The sequence below is a fragment of the Bradyrhizobium sp. SEMIA genome, assembly GCF_014844175.1.
In the GTDB taxonomy this organism is placed as follows: domain Bacteria; phylum Pseudomonadota; class Alphaproteobacteria; order Rhizobiales; family Xanthobacteraceae; genus Bradyrhizobium; species Bradyrhizobium arachidis.
In genome coordinates, this window is record NZ_CP046601.1 from 5109949 (window position 1) to 5126815 (window position 16867).

Sequence of the window (16867 nt, forward strand, 5' to 3'; positions counted from 1 at the left end):
TCATCGAGCGCCGGTGATGAGCAGGTGCCTCAGTGAAAGGAAATCACATGTACAAGACGCTTGGCTTACTGGTGCTGGCAAGCACGATGAGCGGACTGACGGCCGGCCTCGCCCAAACCGCCCAGGAAACAGTGCCGACCATGCTCGCGGCGCAGATACGGATGCAGGGCTTTGCGTGCGAGAAGGCGCTCAGCGCCGTCAAGGACAGCAAACGATCAAAGCCCGATCGCGAGGTGTGGGTGCTGAAGTGCAGCAACGCGACCTACCGAGTCGGTCGCGCTCCCGATATGGCAGCGAACGTCGAGCGGTTGAAATAGCGCCAAGCGAGGGGGCAGGGAGCACAGCACGCGGATTGATTCCGGCCTCCGCGGGCGCTCGCGGCGAACAAAGCAAAAGGCCCGGTCGCGGTGGCGACCGGGCCTTTTCGTTCGTGCCGACTCGTGCGCTTACGCAGCCGTCGAAGCCTTCCGCGCCGCCTTCTCCGCGGCCGCCGCGGCTTCGTCCTTGCGGATCTCCGAGAGCTTCTTCTGGACCTGCTCCGAGAAGATGTACTGCGCCGGGCGCTGCTTGGACATGTCGATCTCCGGCACCATCGGGCCCGTCGTCTTGATGCCGCGCAGCGACACCCACATCGCCTTCAGCGGGTTGTTGAGGGCTGCGGTCGCCGCCGTCGGCTCGTAGCCGCAATGGGCCATACAGTCGGCGCACTTCTCGTACTTGCCGGTGCCGTAGGTTTCCCAGTCGGTGGTGTCCATCAGCTCCTTGAAGGTCTTGGCGTAACCTTCACCGAGCAGGTAGCAGGGCTTCTGCCAACCGAAGATGTTGCGCGCGGGCATGCCCCACGGCGTGCACTCGTATTCCTGGTTACCGGCGAGGAAGTCCAGGAACAGGCCGGAATGCATGAAGTTCCACTTCTTGCCCTTGCCCATCGCGAAGACGTCGCGGAACAGCTTCTTGGTCTTGGTGCGGTTGAGGAAGTGCTCCTGGTCCGGCGCGCGCTCATAGGCGTAGCCCGGCGACATCGAGACGCCGACACCGAGCTCGACGGTGAGGTCGAGGAATTTCGCGATCTCCTCGGCCGGGTGGCCGTCGAAGATGGTGGCGTTGACGTTGACGGTGAAGCCGCGCGCCTTGGCCGCCTTGATCGCGGAGACGGCGCGGTCGAACACGCCCTTCTGCGACACCGCCTTGTCGTGGTGGTCGCGCAGGCCGTCGAGATGCACCGAGAAGAACAAATAGGGCGAGGGCTCGAACAGGTCGAGCTTCTTCTCGAGCAGCAGCGCGTTGGTGCAGAGCGAGACGAACTTCTTGCGCGCAACGAGGCCGCGCACGATCTCGCCGATCTCCTTGTGGATCAGCGGCTCGCCGCCGGGAATTGCGACCATCGGCGCGCCGCACTCGTCGGCCGCGTCCCAGCACTCCTGCGCGGTCATGCGACGGTTGAGGATCGCATCCGGATAATCGATCTTGCCGCAGCCGACGCAGGCGAGGTTGCAGCGGAACAGCGGCTCCAGCATCAGCACGAGCGGATAGCGTTTGCGGCCAAGCAGTTTCTGCTTGAGCAAATAGCCGCCGATACGCATTTCCTTGAAGAAGGGGATAGCCATTGCAGGTTTCTTTCTGGGATTGGAATTCGGGGTAGGTCAGCTCGCAGCCAGTTCGGCCGGAAGCCTGAATTCGATGTTTTCCTCGCGGCCCGGCAGCACCTGGACCTTGACCGGTCCGATCCGCCGCATCGCTTCGATCACGTCATCCACGAGTACCTCGGGCGCCGAGGCGCCGGCCGTGACGCCGACGGTCCTGGCATTCTTCAACCACTCCGGATTGAGCTCGCTGCCGTCGGCAATCAAATAACTCGCGACGCCGGCTTCAGTGCCGATTTCGCGGAGCCGGTTCGAGTTCGAGCTGTTGGCAGCGCCCACCACCAAGATCACGTCGACCAGCTTGCTCAAGTCCCTTACCGCAGATTGGCGGTTCTGTGTCGCATAGCAGATATCCCGGATATCTGGACCTTGAATATCTGTAAAGCGGGCCTGGAGGGCCGCAATGATGTCCTTGGTGTCGTCGACCGACAGTGTGGTCTGGGTGATGTAGGCCAATGGCGTATCTGCGGGCAGCGTCAGGGCGTTAACCTCTTCAACGCTTTGGACCAGCAGCACGGGGCCGGGAACCTGGCCCATCGTGCCCTCGACCTCGGGGTGGCCGGCATGGCCGATCAGGATCAGGGTGCGGCCGCGCGTGATGTAGCGCTTCCCCTGATTGTGAACTTTCGTGACCAGCGGGCAGGTGGCATTGAGCACCGGAAGGTCGCGTGCGGCGGCCTCTTCCTCGACGCTGCGGGCGACGCCATGGGCGCTGAAAACGGTCACGGCCTTCGGCGGAACCTCGGACAGCTCCTCGACGAAGATCGCGCCTTTGTTCTTCAGGCTCTCGACTACGTATTTGTTGTGCACGATCTCATGGCGCACGTAGACGGGCGGGCCGTACTTCTCCAGCGCCCGTTCCACGATCTCGATTGCACGCACCACGCCCGCGCAGAAGCCGCGCGGTTGCGCTAGGTAAACTTCCATAGGACGTCCATCACGCAAGTTGCACCAATCCGCTTCAAGTCCCCGGCGGCACCCCGATCCCGACCAATCAGGTGCAATAACCGCACCATTGGTTTCGCGCACGCGGTAACCACCCACCCCCATCGGGGTTCCGGCGCATGGAGGCGCAATACTTTGTGTCAAAAAATCGGCAGCAAGGAAAGGTCAATGAACCCAGGTTCCCTGGCCGCAGAGGTGTGCGGTATTATAATATGGGAATGCCGGTGAGCAAAAGGCGACCTTTGTGCGCACCGGATCGCCACTTTCCCGCCTCAACTCCCCGGCTATACCGACCGCCCGCATTTCGTGACGGACTTTGCCGTTTACCTCGAACCTCGGTGCGGCGATTGCCACTCAAAACAGCAATAGGTTTCGCCGGGGAACTCCGATAAACAGCGGGCGTTTTCGGCAAGCTGTTCACCAGAAAGAAAAGATGTGCTGCAAAGCGTAGTCGTTGCCATCGTCAGGGCCTGCACCCGGTTTGCCTCCCTCGTCGTCGTTCTCGGGCTCCTGCTGTCGGTAGGTGCGGGCTATTACGCCGCGCGGCACTTCGCCATCAACACCGACATCAATTCGCTGATTTCGCAAAATCTCGACTGGCGGCAGCGCGACCAGCAGTTCGACCGCGCCTTCGACCGCGACGCGACGATTCTGGCGGTCGTTGAGGCCGCAACGCCCGAGCTGACGACCGCCGCGGCGGACGCGCTCTATGCGAAGCTGAAAGACGACAAGACCAATTTCGTGTCGATGCAGCAGCTCGGCACCGGCGAGTTCTTCGAGCGCAACGGCCTGTTATTCCTGCCGACCGAAGAGGTTGCCAAGGCGACCAGCCAATTCGAATCCGCAGCGCCCCTGATCGAGATCATGGCCGGCGATCCCTCGATCCGCGGCCTGACCGGGGCGCTCGAAACCGGGCTTGCCGGCGTCAAGCGCGGGCAGGTGAAGCTCGACAGCACCGAGCGGCCCTTCAACCAGATCGCGCAGACCGTCGAGACCGTGCTCAACAAGGGCAATGCGACCTTCTCCTGGCGCGAGCTCGTCAGCGACCAGCCGCTGTCGGATTCGGACAAGCGCGCCTTCATCGAGTTCAAGCCGATCCTCGACTACAACGCGCTGGAGCCGGGCAAGGACGCTACCGACGCGATCCGCAAGGCTGCAGCCGACCTCGATTTCCCGACCAAATTCCAGGCGCGGGTGCGGCTGACCGGCCCCGTGCCGATCGCGAACGAGGAATACGCCACCGTCCAGGAAGGCGCCGTGGTCAACGGCGTCGGCACGGTCCTCGTCGTGCTGCTGATCCTGTGGCTAGCGCTGCATTCGGCCAAGATCATCTTCGCCGTGTTCATCAATCTGTTCGTCGGACTCGCGATCACGACCGCGGCCGGGCTGATGATGGTGGGCTCGTTCAATCTGCTGTCGATCGCGTTCGCCGTGCTGTTCGTCGGCCTCGGCGTCGATTTCGGCATCCAGTACAGCGTCCGCTATCGCTCGGAGCGCTACAAGCACGACGACCTCACGGGTGCGCTGGTGCTGGCGGCGAAGCGTTCGGCGATCCCGCTGTCGCTGGCGGCGATGGCGACCGCGGCCGGCTTCCTCTGCTTCATGCCGACCGATTACAAGGGCATCGCGGAGCTGGGCCAGATCGCCGGCGTCGGCATGCTGGTGGCGTTCGTCTCCTCGATCACCGTCCTGCCGGCCATGCTCAAGCTGCTCAACCCGCCCGGCGAGAAGGAGCCGGTCGGCTACGCCTTCCTGGCGCCGCTCGACCACTTCCTGGAGAAGCACCGCGTGCTGGTCGTCGGCGGCACGCTGCTGCTGGCGCTCGCCGGCCTGCCGCTGCTCTATTTCATGAAGTTCGACTTCAACCCGATGAACCTGCGCAACCCGCATGCCGAGTCGATCGCGACCTTCCTCGACCTGCGCAAGGATCCCAACACCGGCGCCAATGCCATCAACGTGATGACCACGTCGGAGGAGCAGGCGAGGCAGGTCGAGGCGAGGCTGGAGAAGGTCCCGGAGGTGCTGCGGGTGATGTCGCTCGACAGCTTCGTGCCCCAGGACCAGCAGCCGAAGCTGAAGCTGATCGCGCAGGGCGCCAAGGTGCTCAATCCCGCGCTCAACCCCGATCAGATCGATGCGGCGCCGACGGATAAGGAAAATGTCGAGGCGCTGAAATCCTCGGTCGACAATCTGCGCCGGACCGCCGGTGATGCGAAGGGGCCCGGCGCGGTCGCCTCGCGCCGGCTGGCGGACGCGCTCGAGAAGCTCGCCAATGGCGACGAGGCCACGCGCAACAAGGCGCAGGACGTGTTCGTCACGCCGATGAAGATCGTGTTCGACCAGCTCAGGAACGCGATGCAGGCAGGTCCGGTCACCCTGGCTTCGCTGCCGCCCGATCTCGTCAGCGCCTGGAAGAGCAAGGACGGCGTCATCCGCGTCGAGGCGCTGCCCAAAGGCGATCCCAACGACAACGACACGCTGCGCAGATTTGCCGCCGCGGTGCTCGCGGCCGAGCCGACGGCGATCGGCGGGCCGGTCTCGATCCTGAAGTCCGGCGATACCGTGGTGAAGGCGTTCATCCACGCCGGCATCTACGCGCTATTGGTGATCGGCCTGTTGCTGTGGATCACGCTGCGGCGGTTCGTCGACGTGTTGATGACGCTGGTGCCGCTGCTGGTGGCCGGCGCGGTGACGCTCGAGATCTGCGTGTTGATCGGCCTGCCGCTCAACTTCGCCAACATCGTCGCGTTCCCGCTGCTGCTCGGCGTCGGCGTCGCTTTCAAGATCTATTATGTCGTGGCCTGGCGCTCCGGCAGAACGAACCTGCTCCAGACCAGCCTCACGCGAGCAATCTTCTTCAGTGCGCTGACGACGGCGACTGCGTTCGGCAGCCTGTGGCTGTCGAGCCATCCCGGCACGTCCAGCATGGGCAAGCTGCTCGCACTCTCGCTGGTGACGACGCTTGCCGCCGTGCTGCTGTTCCAGCCGGCCCTAATGGGCAAGCCCCGCAATCTCAGGGAGTAGGCAGATGTCGCCGACCGTGTCGGCGGCACCCTTCTGACCAGGCTTGGCGGCGGTCTTCGGCGCTGCGGGCGCAGGGGCCGCGGCGCCCGTCGTGCCCGGAGCTGCCTGGGTTTTCGGCGCCGTGGGCTTCGGTCCACCTTTCGCCATGGCGTTGGCTGTGCTCAAGGGAATCGGCGGGCCGACCCGGGTCCAGGTCTCGCCGCCGCAGAGGAAGCCCATCACGCAGCCCTTGATTTCGAGCTGGTCGGTGCCGACAGGCGTGATGGTCGCGCTGTAGAGTTGGCCGTTTCCTTGGCGTTGTAGACCTGACCTTCCCACTGATCGGCGCCGGGCTTTTTCTTCATGTCGATCAGGGTCGGCATGCCCAGGGTCGGCCTGTTCTTTTTTGACACATCCGGATTGTTCTCATCGCGGCCGCCGGGCTGCTTTTCCCAGGAAACCGCGCCCCACATGCTGCCACTGCATTGGGCGACACGGATGTTGGCGACGCCGTCGGCGACCCGCCAGTCGCCGGTCGGGTCCGCGGCGAGCGCGGGGGTCAGGCAGGTGTAACCGCCAGCCAGTATTATTCCGGTGTAAAGGGCTAAACGCATGAGAGTTCCTTGGCAGTGCAACATGGTCTAAAGCTGTGCTTGCGAAGATGGTCCGAAAAAGGGCAAAAGGCCGCACAGACCGTTTTCAGTAACGGTCCGTTTTCAGTTGACGAAACGGCCCTCAACCGAAGTATGTAGCGGATGCACAGTCCAAATCCAGACATGTCTCAGCTGTTCGCGGACCGGCAGGCCCAGCGCAGCGCCCTGCATAATCGGTACCTGAACGAGCAGTTCGTCCGGGTTCTCAAGACCATCGGCTACGATGTCGGCTTCCAGAAGGGGCAGGGGCAGTACCTCTACGACCGCGACGGGGCGCGCTATCTCGATCTGTTGTCCGGATTCGGCGTGTTCGCGATCGGGCGCAATCATCCGGTCATGCGCGAGGCGCTCAAGAGCGTGCTCGACGCCGATTTGCCCAATCTGGTCCAGTTCGACGTCTCGACGCTCGCCGGCGTGCTCGCCGAGCGCCTGCTGAAATATGTTCCCTATCTCGACAAGGCATTTTTCGCCAATTCCGGCGCCGAATGCGTCGAGGCGGCGATCAAGTTCGCCCGCGGCGCCACCGGCCGCCCCGGCATCGTCTATTGCGCCCACGGCTATCACGGCCTCACCTATGGCGCGCTGTCGCTGACGGGTGATTCGAACTTCCGCACCGGCTTCGAGCCGCTGCTGCCGGGCTGCACGTCTATCCCGTTCAACGATCTGGCCGCGCTGGAAAAGGCGCTGGCCTCGCGCGAGGTCGCAGCCTTCATCGTCGAGCCGATCCAGGGCAAGGGCGTCAACATGCCCACCGACGAGTTCCTGCCGGGCGCAGCCGCGCTCTGCAAGAAATACGGCACGCTGTTCGTTGCCGACGAGATCCAGACCGGCATGGGCCGTACCGGCCGCTTCCTCGCGGTCGAGCACTGGAACGTCGAGCCCGACATGGTGCTGCTGTCGAAGTCGCTGTCCGGCGGACACGTGCCTGTCGGCGCGGTGCTGACGCGCAAGAGCATCTTCGACAAGATCTTCAACCAGATGGACCGTGCGGTGGTGCATGGCTCCACCTTCTCCAAGAACGACCTGGCGATGGCCGCGGGCATCGCCACGCTCGATGTCATGGAGTCCGAGAAGCTGATCGAGTCCGCTGCCAAGCGCGGCGCCGAGCTGCGCCTTGCGCTGACGCGCATGGTGCCCGGCTACGAGCTGATGAAGGAAGTGCGCGGCAAGGGCCTGATGATCGGCGTCGAGTTCGGCCCGCCGAAGTCGCTGCGGCTGCGCGCCTCCTGGAACGTGCTGGAGACCGCCAACAAAGGCCTGTTCTGCCAGCTCATCACCGTGCCGCTGTTCAAGGACCACAAGATCCTCACCCAGGTCGCCGGCCACGGCAGCCACACCATCAAGCTGCTGCCGCCGCTCACGATCACCGAAGAAGACTGCAACTGGATCGAGCGCGCCTTCGACGACGTCATCGCCGGCAGCCACAAGGTCCCCGGCGCGATCTGGTCGCTCGGCAAGACGCTGGTGGACAACGCGGTGCGGCGGTCGGCGTAAGGCCCCCGCCGCGGCCTGATGTCGCGACGTGCGACCTGCTGAAGCAGGCCGCCTCCTGAAACCCCAAATCGGCACTTACTTTCCCGGCATTGACCTGACCGGGAGAGGAGCTGCGCGATGCCTGTGACTGGCGGCTGTCATTGCGGCGCGATCCGCTATGAGGTGAACGGCGAGACGATGGTGCACGCGCTCTGTCATTGTACGGATTGCCGTCGCCATTCCGGAGCACCGATGGTCGGCTGGGCGATGTATCCGCGCGAAGCGGTCAAGGTGGTGCGCGGCCAGCCGAAGATCTATCACTCCTCGAAGCATGGACGCCGGCACTTCTGTGCCGATTGCGGCACGGGGCTGTTCTACATCAACGAAAACCTGATGCCCGACGTCATCGACATCCAAAGCGGCACCTATGACGACCCCGATGCCATTCCGGCCGTGATGCACATCCAGGCCGCCGAACGGATTGGCTGGATGGAGCGGGCGCATGAGCTGCCCGTGTTCGAACGGTTTCCTCCGCTCGAATAACGGCGTCCGCAGGCGCCGCTACCCCTCCACATTCGCCTTCATCGCGGCCTCGAACTTGTCGACGAACTCGGCGAGCTCGTCGGCGCCGATATCGCTGACGGCCCAGAAGTTCAGGCCGCGATTGCCCCAGCGGCGGCAGTTGAAGCCTTGCATGGTCTCGGTCTTCGGTGCGCGATATTCCGCATTCGACGTCTGCGACACGAACAGGTTGATCACGTGCTGCCGGCGCTTGTAAACGACGGCGCCGATGGCGCGCGCGTCGACATAGTCGAGCCGGCCGCCGACCAGCGTAAAGCCTTGCGCGGTGAGGTCGATCACGGGCGGCGCGACGTCGAGCTTGCCGTTGAACCACGGCTTGACGGTGTGCTGGTCGGTCGAGACCACGTCGATGAGGTGGCCGGCCTGCAGCGAGCGCAGATGCGCGGAGACGACCTCCGACAGGATGCGCTGCTGGTCGTCCTGGCGCAGCACCACGGCGACGACGCCGGAGGCGGCGAGCGCGGAGACCGCCGAGCCCATCGCAAAGCCGCGCAGCACGGAACGGCGGCTCGGCTGCTGGCGCTGCGGCAGCGAGGCCTCGATCCGGCTGCGCAGGCTTGCGGGCGCGGTGTAGCGCAAATCGGTGTCGGCAAGCACGCGCTGCATCTCGCGCTGAGCGGCAAATTCGGCGGCGCAGTCCGGACAGCCAGCGATATGGGCTTCGACCTCGCGCGCATGGCCGGCGTCCAGCTCGTTGTCGAGCAGCGCGTGAAGCAGGATCTTTGCTTCGTCGCAGGTCATTTCGAATGCTCCTCTTCCGCCGTCCAGGCCGCGCGCAGCATGGCGCGGGCGCGGGCGAGGCGGGACATCACGGTGCCGACGGGCACGCCCGCGGCCTCGGCGATTTCACGATAGGACAGGTTATTGATCTCCCGCAGTACGAATGTTTCCCTGAATGGCTCGGCGAGCGCCTCGATCAGCTTGCGGACGACGCCGGCATCGCGGCTGCGCAGCACCTCGGTCTCGGGGCTCGCCTCGCTCTCCTGCCATAGTGGCGTCTGCTCGGCGGCGCCGGGCGTATCCTCGATCGCGCTCGGCCGGTGCGCCCGCCGCGCATATTCGGCGTTGCAGACATTGCGCAGGATCGCGAACAGCCAGGGCTTCATAGCCGGCCCGCGATAGCTGTCGAAGTGCTTCAGCGCGCGCAGATAGCATTCCTGCACCGCATCCTCGGCATCGGAGGCGTCGCGCAGGAGATAGCGCGCGAGCGTATAGACGTCGTCGAGATAGGGTAGCGCCGCCTCGCGGAAGCGCTGCGCCTTCTGCAAATCGTCGTTGGCGGGCATCGCTCCTCGCTTTGCCTCTTGCTTTGCTTCCGCTTTCGCCGCGGTCGAAGCCGCGTGAGCCCGGCCGGCGTGGGACCACCGGCCGGGCAAGACGTTGATGCCTTGGTTGGAGACGTTACTCAACCTTGATCATCCCCGTCATGTGCGGGTGCAGCGAACAAAAATACTTGTAGTCGCCCGCATTGGTGAAGGTGAACGAGAACTTGTCGTCGGTGTCCAGGGTCTTGGACCTGAACTTGCCGGCCGACACCACGGTGTGCGGGATGTCGTCCCGGTTGGTCCAGGTCACGGTGGTGCCGACCTTGATCTTGAGCTCGGCCGGCTGGAACACGAAATTGTCGATGTGCACGTCCAGGTCGTTGTCGGCACGGGCTTTTGTTGCGGGCAACAGGATGGCCGCGGCCAAAGCGAGACCGAGGTCGACACCGAAGTCGCGGCGATTGAGTATTTTCATTGTCAGCTTCCGTTCAACCTTAGCCCTGCAGCGGCGTGTCGATGATCGCGAGCCGCTGCTCGTTCTGCTTGAAGTTGACGCTTGCAACGCCGAGCATAGAGCGGAGTTTTGCGTCCTCGACCTTCATCGGTCCAGGCGAAGGGGCGGCTCCCGGCGCCGGCTGCGGGAACGCGGTCGAGCGCGCGGTGTGGAAGGTGACGTTGCCCTCGACCTTCTGCATCACCTGGTGGATGTGGCCGTTGAGCACGGTGACCGAGCCAAAGCCTTTCACGAGCTCCAGCGCGCGGCCGCCGTCCTCGGTGCCCCAGCCCCATTCGGGATAGACGGTCCAGAGCGGGATGTGGGCGAACAACACGACAGGCGTCGATTTCGACTTGCCGCGCAGATCATCCGCGAGCCAGGCGAGCTGCTCGGCGCCGAGATTGCCGAGGCACCGGCCTTGAGGTCGACGACGTTGACGAGGCCGACGAAGTGCACGCCGCCGGCGTCGAAGGAGTACCAGCCCTGGCCCTTAGTGCCGCGGCCGTAGCGCTCGCGATAGAACTTCACCTCCTCGTCGAGGAAGTCATGTTCGCCGGGGACGTAGTGCACGTCGAGCTTGCTCTGCGAGATGATGCGCTCGGCATTGTCGAACTCGGCAGCCTTCGACAGGTGGGTGATGTCGCCGGTGTGGATCATGAAGGACGGCTTGGCCGGCATCGCGTTGATCTTGTTCACGGCCTCCTCCAGCGTGCCGAGCGCGTTGGGATTGGCCGGCTTGTCGAAGCCGACATGGCTGTCGCTGATCTGCAGGAAGGTCATGCCGGGCGTGGCCGCCGTCGCGGCTTCAGCCGCGTCGATGATGCCGAGCGAGCGCGGCACGCCGCCCGTGACGGTCCAGAGCACCCCCGTGCCGGCCCAGGTCATGCATTCCAGCACCTTGCGGCGGCTGAAGCCGTCGTCCCCTTGATCGTGTCCGCTCATCGCACCTCTCCGCTTCGCCCGGAATTGGGCTTCGGGGAGGTGATTGCGGGAGGGGGAGGCTTATTCCCGGATGCGATGACGATTTCGTGAGTGAGGCCTCGTGTCACGGACGTAGCGCAGCGCCTCTTGCCGGTGCGCTGCAGAGCAGGGACCTAGAAGGCCGCACGGTACGTGGTGAGATGGCTCCGGCTCTGCGCAGCAGCGTTGCACGCTGCAGCGCGTCCGGGGCACGAGACTTATTTCGCGAATTCTTTCGCGAATTCGCGCACGGCTTCCACCACGGCCGCCGGCATCTCCTGCGCCACGCAATGCCCGGCACCCTCGAAGACCAGCGTGCTCACCTGCGGAATCAGCGAGACCGCGCGCGCTGCCATCACCTTGTAGATCGGCCCCGACTTCGCGGCGGTGGTGACGCGCACCGGGCAGTCGATCTCGGTGAGCGACGTAAAAGGATTGCCGCGGGCGTCGCCGACGTAAACCTGCGTCATCGCCTCGTAGATCGGACGCAGCATCGCTGCCTCGATCTCGGGCGTGCAGCAGAGCCGGACCCGGCCATCCCCCAGCGGCACGAAGCCGTGACGCACATAGGCCCGCAGCGAGGTCTCGGTCCAATCCACGAATGCCGGCGCCGCGCGGTAGCGGTTGAACACGGCATCGTGGCTGTCGAATTCCGCCTGCCGGCGCAGCGCGCCTTGCACGCGGGAGAGGGCCTCTCCGTCCAATCCACCAGCGCGTGCCGCGCGCGGGTCCATGATGGTCGGCTCCATCACGAACAGGCGCGTGAAACGCCCGGGCAATAGCTTTGCCGCGAGCAGGAGGTCGGTCGCCCCCGCACTATGGCCGATGCCGTAGACATCGTGCAGCCCGAGCGCATCGATGACCCGGCAGACGTCGTCGGCGAAGTCCAGGAAGTGATAAGTGCTGGGCTTGTGGCTGGCGCCGTGGCCGCGGCGGTCGAGGGCGTAGACGGTGTAGGTCGACGCAAGTTCGCGCGCGACCTCGTCCCAAACATCGGCGACGAAACCGGTGCCGTGCACGAGCAGGGCGGGCGGCTTGCCGCTCTCGCCCCATTGCAACATGGCGATCTCTGCGCCGGCGGGGCCGATTGAAAAGCGGTGCGGATTGATCATGGCGATGCGATGCTACTTCGCATCCTCCAAGATCATCGTCGCACCCTTCTCGGCGATCATCGCCGTCGGCGTGTTGGTGTTCCCTGACGTGATGGTCGGCATGATCGAGGCATCGACGATGCGAAGGCCGCTGAGGCCGTAGAAGCGCAGGCGCTCGTCGACCACGGCCATCGGATCGTTCGCTGCGCCCATCTTGGCGGTGCCGACAGGATGGAAGATGGTGGTGCCGATGTCGCCGGCGGCCTTCGCCAGCGAGGCATCGTCGTCGCCGACGGAGGGACCGGGCAGATATTCGCTCGGGCGATATTTTGCCAGCGCCTTCTGCTGCATCAGGCGACGGGTGGTGCGGATGGCGTCCGCGCCGACCTGGCGGTCGTCGTCGGTCGACAGATAGTTCGGCGCGATGATCGGCTTTTCGTCCGGTGTCGACGAACGCAGCCGCACGGTGCCGCGCGAGGTCGGCTGGAGATTGCAGGCGCTGACGGTGATCGCGGGGAAGCGGTGCAGGGGATCGCCGAATTTGTCGAGCGACAGCGGCTGCACATGGAACTGGATGTTGGCGCGCGAACGCGTCGCATCAGAGCGCGTGAAGATGCCGAGCTGCGAGGGCGCCATGGTCAGGGGACCGCGGCGGCGGAAGGCGTAGTCGAGCCCCATCAAACCACGGCGGAAGAGATTGTAGTAGGTCTCGTTCAGCGTGCGCACGCCCTCGACCTTGTAGATCGCGCGCTGCTGGAGATGGTCCTGCAAGTTTCGGCCGATGCCAGGCTTGTCCATGACGATGTCGATGCCGAGCGGCGACAGCCAGTCGGCGGGGCCGATGCCGGAGCGATGCAGCACCTGCACCGAGCCGATCGCGCCTGCCGAGAGGACGACCTCGCGTTTCGCGCGTGCCTCGAGGATCTCGCCGTTCTGGATGAAGCGCACGCCGACGGCGCGGCCCTGCTCGATGATGAGGCGATCGACCAGCACATGCTTCTCGAGCCGCAGATTGGGGCGGTTCAGCGCGGGCTTGAGGAAGCCGCGCGCCGACGACCAGCGGCGGCCGCGCTTCTGGTTGACATGGAAGTAACTGGTGCCTTCGTTGTCGCCGGTGTTGAAATCCGGGATGCGCTTGATGCCCATCTCCTCGGCGGCATCACCAACGGCATCGAGAACGTCCCAGGACAGCCGTGGCGCCTCGATGCGCCAGCCGCCGCCGGCGCCGTGATGCTCGCTCGCGCCGAGGAAGTGATCCTCGATCCGTTTGAACAGCGGCAGCACGTCGTCATAGCCCCAGCCAGTCAGTCCGAGCTGGCGCCAATGGTCGTAGTCGGCGGCCTGTCCGCGCATCGAGATCATGGCGTTGATCGCCGAGCAGCCGCCGATCACCTTGCCGCGGGGATAGGCGAGCGAACGGCCGTTCAGGCCGGGCTCGGCCTCGGTCTTGAACATCCAGTCCGAGCGCGGATTGCCGATCGCGAAGAGATAGCCGACCGGAATGTGGAACCAGATCCAGTTGTCGTCGCCGCCGGCTTCGAGAATGAGAACACGGTTCTTGGGCTCGGCCGACAGCCGGTTGGCGAGGATGCAGCCGGCGGTGCCGGCCCCGACGACGATATAGTCAAACTCACCTTCGAGCCGTCTTGGCATTCTGCTTCCACCCAAACAGACGTCATGCCCGGGCTTGTCCCCGGCATCCACGCGCTTCCCGTCCTAATAGTCAGACGTGAATGGCCAAGACAAGCTGGAGACAAGCTGGCCACAAGCCCGGCCATGACGAGGAGACAGAGCTCCCCCGGACCCCAGGCAGTTGGGTGGACTCGCGCTTGCATGGTAGACAGTGCTGTATTTTCAACCAAGCTTTGAGACCTTCCATGCCCATCGTGAACCGTGTCGCCGACCTCCAACCCGATATTCAGGCCTGGCGCCGGGACATTCATGAGCATCCCGAGCTGCTCTACGATGTCCACCGCACCGCAGCATTCGTGGCGGACCGCCTGCGCGAGTTCGGCTGCGACGAGGTCGTGACCGGCATCGGCCAGACCGGGGTGGTCGGCGTGATCAAGGGCAGCAAGCCGGCCGGCGAGGGGCTCAAGGTGATCGGCATGCGTGCCGACATGGATGCGCTCCCTGTCGAGGAAGAGACCAACCTGCCTTACGCCTCCAAGACCCCCGGCAAGATGCATGCCTGCGGCCATGACGGCCATACCGCGATGCTGCTCGGCGCCGCGCGTTATCTCGCCGAGACCCGGAACTTCGCCGGCGATGCCGTGGTGATCTTCCAGCCGGCCGAGGAGGGCGGCGCCGGTGGCGCGGCCATGGTCAAGGACGGGCTGATGGAGCGCTTCGGCATCGAGCAGGTCTACGGCATGCACAACGGCCCCGGCATACCGATCGGCTCGTTCGCGATCCGGCCCGGTCCGATCATGGCAGCGACCGACGAGGTCGACATCATGATCGAGGGTTTCGGCGGCCATGCCGCGCGCCCGCACAAATGCGTGGATTCCGTGCTGGTGGGTGCGCAGGTGATCACGGCGCTGCAATCGATCGTTGCGCGCAGCGTCGATCCCTTGGAATCGGCGGTGATCTCGATCTGCGAGTTTCACGCCGGCAATGCCCGCAACGTCATTCCGCAGACGGCGACGCTGCGCGGCACGATCCGCACGCTGACGCCGGAGGTGCGCAGGCTGGTCGAGAAGCGCGTGCATGAGGTGGTGGCGGGCGTGGCGCAGATCACGGGCGCCAAGATCGATCTGCGCTACAAGCGCAACTATCCCGTCGTGAACAACCACGCCGCGGAGACCGAGGTGGCGACGCGCATTGCGAAGCACGTTGCGGGCGAAGCCAACGTGCTCGAGATGCCGCCGCTGATGGGCGGCGAGGATTTCGCCTATATGCTGGAAGCGCGCCCCGGCGCCTTCATCTTCTGCGGCAACGGCGACAGCGCCGGCCTGCATCACCCCGCCTACAATTTCAACGACGAGGCGATCGTCTACGGCACGTCCTACTGGGTCAAGCTGGTCGAAGAACAGCTCGCGGCGTCGTAAGGCCGAAGCTCGACGCACAAAATGAAAGGGCCCGTGCTTGCACGGGCCCTTTGTCGTTGCGGGATCTGATCGGCTTAGAAGATGCGCGAGAAGATCACGTAGAGCGTGCCCGACAGCAGGATGGCGACGGGCAGGGTCAGGACCCAGGCCATCACCATGTTGCGGATGGTGGCGATCTGGAGACCCGAGCCGTTCGCGGCCATCGCGCCTGCTACGCCTGACGACAGCACGTGCGTGGTCGACACAGGCAGGCCGAAGGTGTCGGCGGCACCGATCGTGGCGGCGGCGACGAGCTCGGCGGAGGCGCCCTGCGCGTAGGTCAGGTGGGTCTTGCCGATCTTCTCGCCGACGGTCACGACGATACGCTTCCAGCCGACCATGGTGCCAAGGCCGAGCGCGATCGCCACTGCAACCTTCACCCAGGTCGGGATGAACTTGGTCGCGCTGTCGAGCCCGCCCTTGTAAGCGTTCAAGGTCGCGACCTCTTCCTTGTTGAGGTCGTTTTCCTTGTCCTTCATCAGGAAGCGGATCGCTTCCGAGGTCAGGTACATGTCGTTACGGGTGTTGCCGACCACTTCCGCCGGCACCTTGTTCAGGGAGCCGTACTTCGCGACCTGGTCGCCGACATCCTTCACCAGCACCGACAGCGAAGGATAGGTGCCTTCGGTGATGTGATGCGAGGTGATGTACTGCGTCACCGCGGGGCGCGGGTCGCCGATGATGTTGTGGCCGGCGCCCTTGGCCGCGATCACCTTGGAGGCGGCGTCCGAAACCTTCTGGAACTGGGCGACCTGCGTCTCCGGCAATGCGCGGTTGAGCGCGTAGGCCGTCGGCACGGTGCCGATCAGGATCAGCATGATCAGGCCCATGCCCTTCTGACCGTCGTTCGAGCCGTGGGCGAAGCTGACGCCAGTGCAGGTCAGGATCAGGAGGCCGCGGATCCAGATCGGCGGGGCCTTGTGGCCTTCGGGAGCTGCGTAGAGCGCCGGGTTCTTGACGATCATCTTGAGCAGCAGCAACAGGACGGCGGCGCAGACAAAGCCGACCAGCGGCGAGAGCAGGAGCGCATAGCCGATTTCGGTGGCCTTGCCCCAGTCCACGCCCGAGGTGCCGTCGCGGCCGCGCATGATCGCGTTGGCGACGCCGACGCCGATGATCGAGCCGATCAGCGTGTGCGAGGAGGAGGCCGGCAGGCCGAAGGCCCAGGTGCCGAGGTTCCAGAGGATCGCGGCGATCAGCAGCGCGAACACCATCGCGAAGCCGGCGCTGGAGCCGACCTGCAGGATCAGCTCCACCGGCAGCAGCGAGACGATGCCGAACGCGACGGCACCGGTCGACGTCAGCACGCCGAGGAAGTTGAACAGGCCGGACCACATCACCGCGAATTCGGCCGGCAGCGAGTGGGTGTAGATCACGGTCGCCACCGCGTTGGCAGTGTCATGGAAGCCGTTGACGAATTCGAAGCCGAGCGCGATCAGCAGCGCGACGAACAGCAGGATGTAGGGAACGTAGCTCGTGACCTTGGTGCCGGTCGCATCGACGTCGGAATAGATGCTGTAGGCGACGAACAGCAGGCCTGCGGCGAGGATGCCGAAGAACAGGATCATCGTCAGCGGATTGAAACCCTTGTCGAGATTGGGCCGGGAAGCAGGCTGGACAGGCGCCGGATCGCCTACCGCACGGTCGAATGCAACATCTGTCATTTT

At 64.7% G+C, this 16867-nt stretch carries 13 protein-coding genes and 2 pseudogenes; 5 read left to right on the plus strand and 10 right to left on the minus strand.

Features of this window, described 5'->3' with window-relative positions; genetic code table 11:
- The first annotated feature begins 47 nt into the window (after positions 1-47).
- Positions 48-317 carry a hypothetical protein gene (locus FOM02_RS24895; RefSeq protein ID WP_027558702.1) on the plus strand — a complete coding sequence of 90 codons (270 nt, stop codon included), beginning with the start codon at positions 48-50 and terminating at the stop codon, positions 315-317.
- Between the two features lie 129 nt (positions 318-446).
- On the opposite strand, the gene hpnH is transcribed toward FOM02_RS24895, so the two are convergent.
- Positions 447-1607, minus strand: coding sequence for an adenosyl-hopene transferase HpnH (gene hpnH / locus FOM02_RS24900; RefSeq protein WP_027558703.1), 1161 nt, complete (start codon positions 1605-1607; stop codon positions 447-449).
- A gap of 36 nt (positions 1608-1643) precedes the next feature.
- Positions 1644-2570, minus strand: coding sequence for a 4-hydroxy-3-methylbut-2-enyl diphosphate reductase (gene ispH / locus FOM02_RS24905; protein WP_027558704.1), 927 nt, complete (start codon positions 2568-2570; stop codon positions 1644-1646).
- A 453-nt stretch (positions 2571-3023) separates the two neighbouring features.
- Here ispH and FOM02_RS24910 point away from each other — a divergent pair, with 453 nt between their 5' ends.
- Positions 3024-5612, plus strand: a complete 2589-nt coding sequence (locus FOM02_RS24910; RefSeq protein WP_027558705.1) for an MMPL family transporter — start codon at positions 3024-3026, stop codon at positions 5610-5612.
- Here FOM02_RS24910 and FOM02_RS24915 read toward each other — a convergent pair.
- Positions 5580-6205 (minus strand): annotated as a pseudogene (locus FOM02_RS24915) (DUF2147 domain-containing protein). The gene FOM02_RS24910 and the pseudogene FOM02_RS24915 overlap by 33 nt on opposite strands.
- A 141-nt stretch (positions 6206-6346) precedes the next feature.
- Here FOM02_RS24915 and hpnO point away from each other — a divergent pair.
- Both hpnO and FOM02_RS24925 read left to right on the plus strand, forming a co-directional pair.
- Positions 6347-7738, plus strand: a complete 1392-nt coding sequence (hpnO, locus tag FOM02_RS24920) for an aminobacteriohopanetriol synthase HpnO (protein WP_027558707.1) — start codon at positions 6347-6349, stop codon at positions 7736-7738.
- Positions 7739-7855: 117 nt separating this feature from the next.
- Positions 7856-8260: a GFA family protein gene (locus tag FOM02_RS24925; RefSeq protein WP_027558708.1), complete on the plus strand. Its 405-nt coding sequence runs from the start codon at positions 7856-7858 to the stop codon at positions 8258-8260.
- Between the two features lie 18 nt (positions 8261-8278).
- Here FOM02_RS24925 and FOM02_RS24930 read toward each other — a convergent pair whose 3' ends face one another.
- The 6 genes and pseudogenes from FOM02_RS24930 to FOM02_RS24955 form a co-directional block, all read right to left on the minus strand.
- Positions 8279-9040, minus strand: coding sequence for an anti-sigma factor family protein (locus FOM02_RS24930; RefSeq protein ID WP_027558709.1), 762 nt, complete (start codon positions 9038-9040; stop codon positions 8279-8281).
- Entirely contained in the window at positions 9037-9585 is a 549-nt protein-coding gene (locus tag FOM02_RS24935; protein ID WP_027558710.1) for a sigma-70 family RNA polymerase sigma factor, read from the minus strand. The genes FOM02_RS24930 and FOM02_RS24935 overlap by 4 nt, the downstream gene beginning before the upstream one ends.
- A gap of 115 nt (positions 9586-9700) precedes the next feature.
- Entirely contained in the window at positions 9701-10039 is a 339-nt protein-coding gene (locus FOM02_RS24940) for a cupredoxin domain-containing protein (protein ID WP_027558711.1), read from the minus strand.
- Positions 10040-10058: 19 nt separating this feature from the next.
- Positions 10059-11002 (minus strand): annotated as a pseudogene (locus FOM02_RS24945) (metallophosphoesterase family protein).
- A gap of 236 nt (positions 11003-11238) precedes the next feature.
- The gene (locus FOM02_RS24950; protein WP_027558713.1) at positions 11239-12132 is read right to left on the minus strand and encodes an alpha/beta fold hydrolase; all 894 of its coding nucleotides are present in this window, start codon (positions 12130-12132) and stop codon (positions 11239-11241) included.
- Between the two features lie 12 nt (positions 12133-12144).
- Positions 12145-13764 carry a GMC family oxidoreductase gene (locus FOM02_RS24955; protein WP_027558714.1) on the minus strand — a complete coding sequence of 540 codons (1620 nt, stop codon included), beginning with the start codon at positions 13762-13764 and terminating at the stop codon, positions 12145-12147.
- A gap of 224 nt (positions 13765-13988) precedes the next feature.
- Here FOM02_RS24955 and FOM02_RS24960 point away from each other — a divergent pair, with 224 nt between their 5' ends.
- Entirely contained in the window at positions 13989-15161 is a 1173-nt protein-coding gene (locus tag FOM02_RS24960) for a M20 aminoacylase family protein (RefSeq protein WP_027558715.1), read from the plus strand.
- 74 nt (positions 15162-15235) lie between these two features.
- Here the strand turns inward: FOM02_RS24960 and FOM02_RS24965 are convergent, their stop codons facing one another.
- Positions 15236-16864 carry an inorganic phosphate transporter gene (locus FOM02_RS24965; RefSeq protein WP_027558716.1) on the minus strand — a complete coding sequence of 543 codons (1629 nt, stop codon included), beginning with the start codon at positions 16862-16864 and terminating at the stop codon, positions 15236-15238.
- Positions 16865-16867 lie beyond the last annotated feature (3 nt).